Annotated in this window: 9 protein-coding genes; 5 read left to right on the forward strand and 4 right to left on the reverse strand. The window is 70.5% G+C overall.

Annotation, left to right across the window (positions count from 1 at the left end; all coding sequences use genetic code 11):
- Positions 1-294 precede the first annotated feature (294 nt).
- Both V6V47_RS02180 and V6V47_RS02185 read left to right on the forward strand, forming a co-directional pair.
- Entirely contained in the window at positions 295-1296 is a 1002-nt protein-coding gene (locus V6V47_RS02180) for an RNA polymerase subunit sigma-70 (protein WP_442934173.1), read from the forward strand.
- Positions 1297-1420: 124 nt separating this feature from the next.
- On the forward strand, positions 1421-1876 hold the full coding sequence (locus V6V47_RS02185) for a DUF6069 family protein (RefSeq protein ID WP_334626215.1): 456 nt from the start codon (positions 1421-1423) through the stop codon (positions 1874-1876).
- 79 nt (positions 1877-1955) lie between these two features.
- On the opposite strand, the gene V6V47_RS02190 is transcribed toward V6V47_RS02185, so the two are convergent.
- Both V6V47_RS02190 and V6V47_RS02195 read right to left on the reverse strand, forming a co-directional pair.
- A complete protein-coding gene (locus V6V47_RS02190) occupies positions 1956-3794 on the reverse strand; it encodes a LamG-like jellyroll fold domain-containing protein (RefSeq protein ID WP_334626216.1) in 1839 nt (612 codons plus the stop codon).
- 177 nt (positions 3795-3971) lie between these two features.
- On the reverse strand, positions 3972-4613 hold the full coding sequence (locus V6V47_RS02195; RefSeq protein WP_334626217.1) for a GNAT family N-acetyltransferase: 642 nt from the start codon (positions 4611-4613) through the stop codon (positions 3972-3974).
- A gap of 225 nt (positions 4614-4838) precedes the next feature.
- Here V6V47_RS02195 and V6V47_RS02200 point away from each other — a divergent pair, with 225 nt between their 5' ends.
- Together V6V47_RS02200 and V6V47_RS02205 are read left to right on the forward strand one after the other, a co-directional pair.
- Positions 4839-5459 carry an acyl-CoA-like ligand-binding transcription factor gene (locus V6V47_RS02200; protein WP_334626218.1) on the forward strand — a complete coding sequence of 207 codons (621 nt, stop codon included), beginning with the start codon at positions 4839-4841 and terminating at the stop codon, positions 5457-5459.
- Between the two features lie 121 nt (positions 5460-5580).
- Positions 5581-7080, forward strand: a complete 1500-nt coding sequence (locus tag V6V47_RS02205) for an FAD-dependent monooxygenase (protein ID WP_334626219.1) — start codon at positions 5581-5583, stop codon at positions 7078-7080.
- Positions 7081-7232: 152 nt separating this feature from the next.
- Here the strand turns inward: V6V47_RS02205 and V6V47_RS02210 are convergent, their stop codons facing one another.
- Positions 7233-7793 carry a hypothetical protein gene (locus V6V47_RS02210; RefSeq protein ID WP_334626220.1) on the reverse strand — a complete coding sequence of 187 codons (561 nt, stop codon included), beginning with the start codon at positions 7791-7793 and terminating at the stop codon, positions 7233-7235.
- A 208-nt stretch (positions 7794-8001) separates the two neighbouring features.
- Here V6V47_RS02210 and V6V47_RS02215 point away from each other — a divergent pair, with 208 nt between their 5' ends.
- Positions 8002-8610 carry a TetR/AcrR family transcriptional regulator gene (locus tag V6V47_RS02215; RefSeq protein ID WP_334626221.1) on the forward strand — a complete coding sequence of 203 codons (609 nt, stop codon included), beginning with the start codon at positions 8002-8004 and terminating at the stop codon, positions 8608-8610.
- Positions 8611-8650: 40 nt separating this feature from the next.
- Here V6V47_RS02215 and V6V47_RS02220 read toward each other — a convergent pair whose 3' ends face one another.
- A complete protein-coding gene (locus V6V47_RS02220; RefSeq protein ID WP_334626222.1) occupies positions 8651-9886 on the reverse strand; it encodes a low temperature requirement protein A in 1236 nt (411 codons plus the stop codon).
- Between the last annotated feature and the right edge of the window lie 400 nt (positions 9887-10286).

Raw genomic sequence — 10286 nt, forward strand, 5'->3', positions numbered from 1 at the left:
CCCCGGGCAGCCGACGCGCCAGCAGCCAAGATCACTAAGAGCCATCCGGGGACGCGCCCGGGGGTCGACTGTCTGGCTCACGCACCGTCATGACGCGAACCGACTTCGAGACCGAACCGTGATCGGACGGTTGGTCGAGCAACACGGGAGCGCCGCAGTCGACGGCTCGCCGACGGCGACCACCCCGACCGGCCAACCCGTCAACGTCCGCTTTCTGATGCACGCCCTGGTGATGACTTTTTGCGCCCGTACCCGTCACACCTGGGACGGGATAAAACGAGACGGAAGGATGCGGTGATGAGTGCGGATATGCGGCTGGAGGAGCTGGGCGTGAGCGGGCTGAGCGAGGTCGACGAGCCGGCGTTCTCGGGGTTGGCGGAGCGGCACCGACGGGAGCTGCACGTGCACTGTTACCGCATGCTCGGGTCGTTCGAGGACGCCGAGGACACGGTGCAGGAGACGTTTCTCCGTGCCTGGCGGCGGCGGGAGACCTTCGAGGGGCGGTCGACGTTCCGCGCCTGGTTGTACCGGATCGCCACCAACGCCAGCCTGGACCTGCTCGCCAAACGCCGTCCGGAGCCTGCGACCGGCGGCGAGGTGCTGTGGCTACAGCCCTACCCGGACCGGCTGCTCGACGAGCTGCCCGCGGGCGACGCGGACGAGCCGGAGACCGTCGCCGTCGCGCGGGAGACGATCGAGCTGGCGTACCTCGTCGCAGTCCAACATCTCGCGCCGCGCCCGCGGGCCGTGCTGATCCTGCGGGACGTGCTCGGCTGGCCGGCGAAGGACGTCGCGGAGCTCCTCGGGGACTCGGTCAACTCGGTGAACAGTGCACTGCAGCGGGCCCGCGCCGGCATGCGGGAGCACCTGCCCGCCGAGCGGCAGGACTGGACCGGCGGCGAGGAGGACGCCGGGACACGCGAGCTGGTGCGCCGCTTCACCGACGCGAGCGTGGCCAAGGACGTCGACGGGCTCGCCGCCATGCTGCGCGACGACGTCCGCTGCTCGATGCCGCCCACGCCGGGTCTGCAGGTCGGCCGCGACGCGGTGGTCAACGACTGGGTCGAGGATGGCTTCGCGGACATGGGGCGCCTGCGCGGTGTTCCGACCGCCGTGAACCGGCAGCCCGCCGTCGCCTTCTACCTCTGGCGGGACCAGGAGGGCGCGTACCTGCCGCTGACGATCGACGTCCTGCGCGTCACCGGCGGGGCGATCACCGAGATCGTCACGTTCCACGACGACCAGTTCCCGCGGCTCGGGCTGCCGGAGCGTCTGCCGGCGGAGGGCGCGGAGTAGCCCGGTGTGGATGCGCGCGCCGCGGTGGTGACCGTGCAATACGCATCGTCACCCCTCGGGCCAGGACCGCCACATGGCAGTCACCACACACCGAACGCCAGTTACCAGATGGTGGAGGAACGACATGAGCAGCAGGAATGACACCGGGGTCGTCGCGGGCCCGGGATCGGGCCAGGCCAGCCACCCCCGCCGACTCCGCGAGCTCGGCGGCATCGGCCTCATTGCCGCGCTCGCAGCGATGGCGGTCACCACCCTCGCCGCCGCGCTTGCCCGGGCCGCTGGCGTCGACTTCGAGATCCCCGATGGCGGCGAGACGATCCCGTTGTCCGGGTTCGCCGTGGTGACCGGCGTCTTCTCGGTGGTGGGCATCGCCATTGCCGTCGCTCTTCTCCGGTGGAGCGCACGCCCCGCCGAGCGATTCGTGTGGACGGCAGTGTCGCTGACGGCGATCTCGTTGATTCCGCCCCTCCTCTCCGGGGCAGACACCGCCACGGTCATCGCCCTCGTCGGGCTACACCTCGTCCCTGCGGCGGTGATGATCCCCGTCCTGGCCCGCGGCCTCCGCACCCGGCCCGTCTGACGAGCCCACGACGGGACGACGCGCGGCCCGAGTGGGTGCGGGTTCGCGGCCCCGGGACCGGGCCGCGAACCCGCTGGTGTCAGGCTCGCAGGAACTTGCGGGGCGGCAGGGCGTGGTCGACGATGCGGATGTCGCCGAGCCAGCCGTAGAAGCCCTGTTCCACGATGCGGTTGTAGTGGTACGCGCCCACGAACCACGGCTCGTGCGAGGTGGCCAGGCCCGTCGCCGGTGTCGACGGGTTGCGCAGGAGTTCGGCGCCGTCGACGTACAGGGTGGTCAGCCGGCCGTCGTTGACGACCGCCACGTGGAACCACTGGCCGGCGGACATCTCGTGGCCCCAGTTCGTCGACATGCCGTTCCGGTTGAGCGGGAAGACCGCCCACTGCAACGCCATGCCGTCGGACATGCTGAGGGTGGCGATCGGCTCGGCCGGGTCGTCGCCGGTCTTTCCCGCGTCGGCGCCGGCACCGAAGCGGCTGAGGATGCTCATCCAGGCGTGGTTGGTGGCGAGCACGTCGGCCGGCAGTTTGACGAATGCCTCGATGGTGTAGCCGTTCGTCAACGTCGCGTCGTTGATCGGCGCGCCGTCCACCGTGCGCAGGTAGGCGCCTCGGGCGGGCTGCTTGCCCCCGTCGAAGAAGAGGCTGGCGTGCGCGGGCTGATCGCCGTCGTGCTCGGCCGACCAGCGCAGCGCGTCCGGAGCGCCGCCGGGCAGGGTGACCCGGACGAGGTGGTTGCCCCGGCCGGAGAGGTCCTGGATGCGCATGCCCTCCGGCACGGCGCTGCCGTCGGCGCGTCCCTGGTCGAACCGCCAGTACGCGAGCGTGCCCCGGGTCAGCATGGCGGCCGGGCCGCGCGGCGCGCGGGGCGGCACCGGGGCGAACCCGGCGAAGCGTGCGGTGAAGTCGATCGGCAGGCTGAACCGGTTCGCCGGGTCGGTCAGTTCGACCTCGCGCTGCTCCAGCTCGTTGCGCTTCGACGGCTCCCGACCGAGGATCCACGGCGAGATGGTCTCGACGTCGATGGTGTTGCGGGCCAGATCGAAGTGGTAGAGCCGGAGCATCGCCCCGCCGCCGTAGTAGCGGTCCTGGTAGTTGGTGATGTGCAGGTGCACGTCACGGCCCGCGGCGTTGCGCAGCACGGTTCGTCCCGGCGGCCAGTAGTGGCCGTTGAGGGTGAGGAAGATCTGGTCGCTGTCCTTGATCAGCCCGTCCCAGAGCCGCTGGCCGTGGTCGGACAGGCCAGCGACCCCGCTGTCGTCGGCGGAGACGAGGTCGTGGGTGGTGAGGACGACGGGCGTACGCGGATGGGCCTTGAGCACCTGCTTCACCCACGCGAGGGTGGCGTCGGAGGGCCGCCAGTCCAGCGCGAGCACCAGCCATTCGCGGCCGGCCGCGCGAAACACGTGGTAGGTGTTGTAGCCGTCCGGGGTGGCGCCGCGGTACGTGGCCAGCGGGCGGAACCGCTTGGGCCCGAAGACGTCGAGGTACGGGCTCGGGCCGCGCTGGTCCGTGGTGCTCGGATTGATGTCGTGGTTCCCGGCGAGCACGCTGTACGGCGTGCGGCGCCGGTCGAAGATGCGGAACACCTCGCCCGCTGCCGCCAGTTCCGAGGCCTGCGCGTTCTCCACGATGTCGCCCAGGTGGGTGGTGAACACGATGTTCTCGTCGGCTTGCCGGTCCTGGATCCAGCGCAGCGTGGCGGCCAGCGGCGCGGGATCGCCGCGGTCGCTGTCGAAGAGGTATTGGGTGTCGGGAATGACGGCGAGAGTGAACCTCGGGTCCTCCGTGTTCGGGCGGCTCTGCGCGCTGGCCGGCGTCGGGGTGAACGCCCCGATGCCCGCTCCTGCGCCGACAAGTCCCGCGCCGACCAACCCGGCGCCGGCAAGGAAGTTGCGCCGGCTCGGTGTCTCGTACATGGTGGCTCCTTGTTCGCGAATGCTCGGCCAAGTAGGCGCGCGAATCGCAAACAAAGATCATGATCGCGGGCGAACGTCGCCCGAACAACCGGTGACGTCGGGGAGCGACCGGCACGCCTTCCATCGTCGTCCGGTCGCGGGTCGAGGACAGGGCGCGCGGCGGTTCCGGATGCTGGATCAGAGGCCGAAGAAGACCCTGCAGGCGTCCATGCCCTCGACCGTGACGGCGGGCTGCTTGCGCTCGCGCCACCGCTGCAGAGTCAGACGCAGGCGGTCGGAGACGAGGGCCTCGCCGTCGCGGGCGTCGACGGAGATCCCGTCAGGCTCGTAGCCGAGTTTGCGCGACACGCCTTGCGAGGAGTGGTTGTCCTGGAACACCTCGGTCAGTGCGGCGGCGGCGCCGAGATGATCGAAGGCAAGGGTCAGTAGGCCTGCCCTGGCCTCCGTGCCGTAGCCCTTGCCCTGATGCTCCAAGCCGAGCCACGCCGAGGTCGTCACCTGCCGCACCACCGTGAAGTCCTGTGCGCGAAGCGTGACCACCCCGATCGGTTGATCGGCCCGGAAGACCCCCATCCCGAGCCGCCACGCTGCGGCGTCCCAGGAGGCGAGCTGGTGCCAGTGTCCCTGCAGGACGGCTTGGGCCCGGTCCGTGTAGGTGCCATCCGTCCATGGAGTCAGGAACGGCCGTTCGTCGGGACGATGCACGCCCCGGCCCGCGAGATCAGCCAGCTCAGCGAGTTCCTCCTCGCGTGGCAGACGCAGCTGTAGGCGCGGTGTGACGATGGTGAGACCGTACAGCGGCCACAGGTCGGCGAGCATGTCCCGCATCCTCCCGACCAAGATCCGCCTAAGCAACCGTAATGCGGGCGACGCACTCGCCGGCATGCGGCTCGATCTTGCTCGGCCTCGGCCTCGGCACCCCGGCGTCCACGCACGCGCCGTACCGCGTCGCGTCCGGCGAACAGCCCGACGGGGACGCGGACCGGGATATTTTTGCGGGGCACGCATCTTTGCGTGGCACGCAATTAGTGCTAGCGTGGTGGCATGACGGGGCTGCGGGAGCGCAAGAAGGCCGAGACGCGGGCGGCGCTCGGCTGGGCCGCGATCCACCTCACCGCAGAGCGCGGCTACGACAACGTCCGCGTCGAGGACATCGCCGAGGCGGCCGGCGTCTCCCCGCGCACCTTCAACAACTACTTCTCCAGCAAGGCCGAGGCGATCGCCTCCCGCCACCTCGACCGCAGCCTGCGCACCGCCGCCGCGCTGCGCGAACGCCCCGTCGACGAACCGCTCTGGGCGGCGCTCACCCAGGCCGCGCTGGAGCAGTTCACGCGCGGCCCCGAGGTCGAGGCGATGCCCTCTCCCACACACGCCCAGTGGGTGGCCGGCGTGCGCACCATGCTCGCCGAGCCCGCGCTGCAGGGCGAACGGCTGCGCGCCGTCGCGGTCGCCGAGGCCGAGCTTGCCGCCGCGGTCGCCGAGCGCACCGGCACCGACCTCGCCACCGACATGTATCCGAGGCTCGTCGCGGCCGCCGCCAGCGCCGCCGTCGCCGTCGCCATGCAGCACTATCTCGACAGCGCCGACCCGCCCGCCCCGATCGAGCGCCTCATCACCGACGCCTTCACCCAGGTCGCCGCCGGCCTCCCGGCGCCGCCCCGCTGAAACCCCGACCTCACTCAAGGCACAGCCTCACCAACCTCTCCAGCCGCGTCACACCCGCGGCGGGCCGACCGCGTGCCGCGCCTGCCGTGGCGATGACGCACGCCCCGAAGGGATCACGATAGTGATCGATGTCCTCATCGTCGGAGCCGGCCCCAACGGCCTCATGCTCGCCTGCGAGCTGGCCCTTGCCGGCGTCCAGCCCGTCGTCCTCGAACGCCACGCCGCGCCCACCGGCGAGCCCCGCGCCAACGGCCTCGTCGGCCAGGTCGTCCGCCTGCTCGACCGGCGCGGCCTCTACGCGCGGCTCAGCGGCGAGAGCACCCCGCCGGTCCCCCGACCAGCCTTCACCTTCGGCGCGTTCCCGCTGGACCTCACGATGCTCGCGGAGAACCCGCACTACGTGCTCGGCGTCCCGCAAGCCCAGCTCGAGGCCGCTCTCGCCGCCCGAGCCGCCGAGCTCGGGGTCGACCTGCGCCGCGGCCACGAGGTCGTCGACCTCCGCCAACGCGCCGACGCGGTCGAGGTCCACCTCGCCGACGGTACGCAGCTCACCTCCCGTTTCCTCGTCGGTGCCGACGGGGGCCGCAGCGCGGTGCGCCGCCTCGCCGGCATCGAGTTCCCCGGTGTCACCTTCGACCGGTCGATCTCCCGCACCGCAACCGTGACCGTCCCTGCGTCATCCCTCGACCCTGAGACGGGCGGCCTGCGCGCCCCCGGCTACGGCGTCGTCCCGCCGTTTCAGCACACCCGCACCGCGCGCGGCCTGATCGTCTGGGCCCCGTTCCCCGGCCGCCCGGCGATCCTGAGCACGACGGAGTGGCCGGACGCGCCAACGAGTGACGAGACCCCGATGACCCTGGCGGAGCTACGCGCCAGCGTCGCCCGGGTGCTCGGCACCGACATCTTTCTCGGCGTGCCGGACGGCCCTGGCCTGCTGCGGCGGCTGGCCGGCGGCAACACCCGTATCGCCGCCCGCTACCGCGCCGGCCGGGTGCTGCTGGTCGGCGACGCCGCGCACGTGCACCCCGCGATCGGCGGCCCCGGCCTCAACCTGGGCCTGCAGGACGCCGTCAACCTGGGTTGGAAGCTCGCCGCCACGGTACGCGGCTGGGGACCGCAGGGCCTGCTCGACACGTACGAGACCGAGCGCCGCCCCGTCGCCGAACGGGTCGTCATGTCCACCCAGGCGCAGTCGGCGCTCATCGGCCCCGGCGAGGAGATCACCGGCCTGCGTAAGCTCTTCGCCGAGCTGCTGGGCAAGCCGGAGGTGACCGGGCACATCGCCGCGCTGATGTCTGGCGCGGACATCCGCTACCCCGCCGACCCCGCCGACCCGTTGGCCGGCCGCTGCGCCCCCGACGTGGTCGTGCACGGCGACCACGGCCCGGTACGCCTCGCCGAGCTGACCCGCGCTGCCCGACCGCTGCTGCTGGACTCCACGGGTGCCTACGCCGCGGTCGCCGCGCCGTGGCGGGACCGGGTCGACGTGGTCACCGGAGCACTGCAGGGCACGACCGCGGCCGCGTTGCTCGTTCGTCCCGACTGCTTCGTCGCCTGGTCGGCCGGGGACGCCGACACGCTGCGCGCTTCGCTCACCCACCACTTCGGCCTTCCCCGATGACCAGACAACACCGTCCACCAACAAAGGCGCGTGACGCCTATGCGTTGCGTGACCCCCGATAGCCGTGGTCGAGCGCCCGGCGCCGTGAGGATCCATGCCGCCGAGCCGGGCCCGCACCAATGACGACGACGTCGTACTCGATGGTGGTCATGTCAGTGGCCCTTGGCGCTGCGGCCGAGGCGGAAGGCGGCGATGAGGAAGAAGATGGCACCGGGAATGGCGTAGCCAGCCGCGTTGGTCAGCGACGGGTTGTCCGCGGAAGCACCGGCGATGAAGGACCCGCCGGCCAGCACAGAGATGCCGCCACTGATGATCATGGGCCACTGGCCGCCCATCTTGCGACGGGTGACACCCACGATCAGCTGGACCAGCCCGGCCACAATCGCCCAGGCGCCCCACACCCGCAGAACAGCGGGGATGCCGGACGCGGAGGCGACGCCCACGCCGACGGCGGCGATCAGGCTGACCGCGATGTTCACGTACAGCAGGGCCGGCGAGCCGGTGGTCCGCGACGAACGAAGGTCGTAGCCGGCGGCGCCCACGTCAAACAGCGGATAGAGCACGAAGAGCGCCACCGTGAGCGGGCCGATCTCCTTGGCGGTCGCGATCGTCACGAGTGCCCACACGATGGCGAACGCGAAGCGGGTGAAGTACAGCCGCCGCAGCGCGGAAGCGGTCTGGGAGATGCCGGGCGGAGCTGCGATGCTGGTCACGGTGACCCTTCCAGTGGAGGCGTGAGAGACCGAACGTTCTGTCACCTCAGCATGACAACCACGGCGCTCGCGTGCAAGACCGAACGTTCTATCCGTCAGAGTGATCTGTTGCATACCGGTTTCGGTCGTGCTGTCGAAGACCCCGGCTGCCGGCCCCTGATGACACGCGCTCAGCTCAGACCGAACGTTCTATCGCTAAAGTGGTGGTATGACGCGCGGCGAACCCGAGACCCGGCCTTCTGAGGCGCGACTGCGGCTGCTCACCACGGCAACCAGGATCTTCTACGCGGAGGGCATCCACTCCGTGGGCGTCGACCGGATCATCGCCGAGGCGAAAGTGACCCGGGCCACCTTCTACCGGCACTTCCCCAGCAAAGAAGACCTCATTCTCACCTACCTGCGTGAAGTCCATCAGATGGAACGCGGCACGGTCGAGGCGGCCATCGCCAACAACCCGGCGGCCGCCGCCCCCCTCCTCGCCATTGCCGACTCCATCGCGCAAAACATCCAGTCCCCCGGGTTTCGCGGGTGCGCCTTCCTGAACGCCGCAGCGGAGTATTCCGATGTCGACCATCCGGTGCGCCAGGAAATCATCGCCCACCGGCAATGGTTCCTGGACACGCTCACCATGCTGATGGCGCAGGTCCACCAGGAAACGGCGGATCCTGCCGCGCGCCACTTCGTCATGCTCCGCGACGGTGCCATGGCAGCCGGATGCCTGTTCGACCCGGCGCTGGTGTCCGACACCTTCCTCCGCGGGATCGAAGGACTCCTCCGGGTCAACACCGGGCGCGAGTCGACCGATTCCGGCCACTAGTAACCGAGCCGAGCCGAGCCGGGCTGGTCGCTGTGCGCGGTCACGCCTCGGAGTCGCGGCCGCCGGGCGCCTCCCGCCCGATCGGTGAGGCGGAAACCTCCAGCGGCCGTCCCCGGCTCCGCAGCGCGTCGAGCAGCACGACCAGAGCCAGCACTACGGCCACCACGCTCAGCCCGACCATCGGTGCCCACCGGGCCAACGCCGCCGTGGGCAACAGCAGGGCCGCCAAGCCGATCACCCGGGATCGGGAGACCCGGCCGAAGACTTCGTACTCCAGCCGCATACGGGCGACGAGGAAGAGCACCGGCCCGCCTACCACGAACAGTAGCCACCTGGGCCGCGGCGGCCCGTACGGATGGTCGATCACCAGTTCGTAGCCGACCGAGGTTACGAGCACGCTGAGCACGATCAGCAGATGCGTCCGCTCCGATGCCGTGCCGAGCCGGCCGGGCATACGCGCCCGACCCAACGCCTCGGTCAGCAGCAGACCGGCGCGATGGAAGTAGATCCGCCAGAGCAGCGCGCTGGTGGTGAACGCGACCCCGAAAGCGACTGCCCGTTCCGCGGAGTAGTCCGTGCCGCTGAAAACCGTGCCGATGACCAGAATCGACTCGCCCAGTGCAATGAGAAATATCTGCTGGTGGCGGTCGGCGAGATGTGTCCCCGCGATCCGCCAGTTGCGCACCGCTGACGCCCCGACCCATGGCAATGGCCAGCCCAGGGCCCAGGCGAGGTAGTCGACAGCGAGGGCGGCGGCCCACAGCGGCAGACGAAGTCGGTCCGGGCCCAACGCGCCGGCCAGCCAGAGCGGCGCGCTCGCGGCAGCCCACGCGGCCAGCCGGAATGGCACCAGCCGTCGTGGATGGCGCCGCAGCGCGGCAGCGACCACCAGCGGCCGCACCAGCATCACCATCAGGTATGCGGCCGCGAACGGCAGCGCTCGCTCCTCCATGGCGCGTGGCAGCGTTACCGCCATGACCAGGCCGGCGAACATGGTGCCGACCACGACGGCCTGGATGATCGACCGCTCTGGTTCGTAGCGACTGGTAATCCAGGTCGTGTGCGACCAGATCAGCCAGAGCGCCAGGAAGAGCAGCAAGGTACGACCGAACCCTGCGACGAGCGCCCAGCCAGTGTCATCGGTCAGGTCGATGAATCGTTGCGAGACCCGGGTGAGGGCCACAACGAAGGCCAGATCGAAGAAGAGTTCCAGGAACGTGGCGCGACCCGAACTCGTGGGAGGGCGCAGCAGTTCGGCGCCGCGTCCCGCCGCCATCATTCGCCTCCATCCGCCCCTCGTCGCACCAACGAGTCGGCCGCCAGCGGGTTGCGCGAGATCAGAGTGCCGAGCAGTGCCTGTCTCAGGTTCCTGTCTACGGGGTGCGGCGGGTGGCGAGGGTGGCGGGCATGACGGCGGCGGCGCCGAAGCGGCGGTGGGCGGTGTCGGCGGCGGCTTCGATCAGCCGGGCCCGGGGGCTAACCCCATGGTGCTCGCTGGCGTCAGCTTCATCACCAAGAGACGTGCCAGCCGGACCGCGTAAGCGATCAGGATCCCGAATGCTTGGACAGGTACACCAGCACCGGTGGGCTCAACCGGTGGTTGCAACACCGAGGAGTTGGGTCATCTTCTCACCTGGGGTGGCCCAGCCCAGGGTCATGCGGGGGCGGTCGTTGAG

Source organism: Micromonospora sp. CPCC 205539 (assembly GCF_036906815.1).
In the GTDB taxonomy this organism is placed as follows: Bacteria; Actinomycetota; Actinomycetes; order Mycobacteriales; family Micromonosporaceae; genus Micromonospora.

What these genes read in the sequence shown, in the direction of transcription:
- V6V47_RS02190 (WP_334626216.1), bottom strand. Translation starts at nt 3,794, where the DNA reads ATGTACGAGACACCGAGCCGGCGCAACTTCCTTGCCGGCGCCGGGTTG.
- V6V47_RS02215 (WP_334626221.1), top strand. Translation starts at nt 8,002, where the DNA reads ATGACGCGCGGCGAACCCGAGACCCGGCCTTCTGAGGCGCGACTGCGG.
- V6V47_RS02195 (WP_334626217.1), bottom strand. Translation starts at nt 4,613, where the DNA reads ATGCTCGCCGACCTGTGGCCGCTGTACGGTCTCACCATCGTCACACCG.
- V6V47_RS02200 (WP_334626218.1), top strand. Translation starts at nt 4,839, where the DNA reads ATGACGGGGCTGCGGGAGCGCAAGAAGGCCGAGACGCGGGCGGCGCTC.
- V6V47_RS02185 (WP_334626215.1), top strand. Translation starts at nt 1,421, where the DNA reads ATGAGCAGCAGGAATGACACCGGGGTCGTCGCGGGCCCGGGATCGGGC.
- V6V47_RS02220 (WP_334626222.1), bottom strand. Translation starts at nt 9,886, where the DNA reads ATGGCGGCGGGACGCGGCGCCGAACTGCTGCGCCCTCCCACGAGTTCG.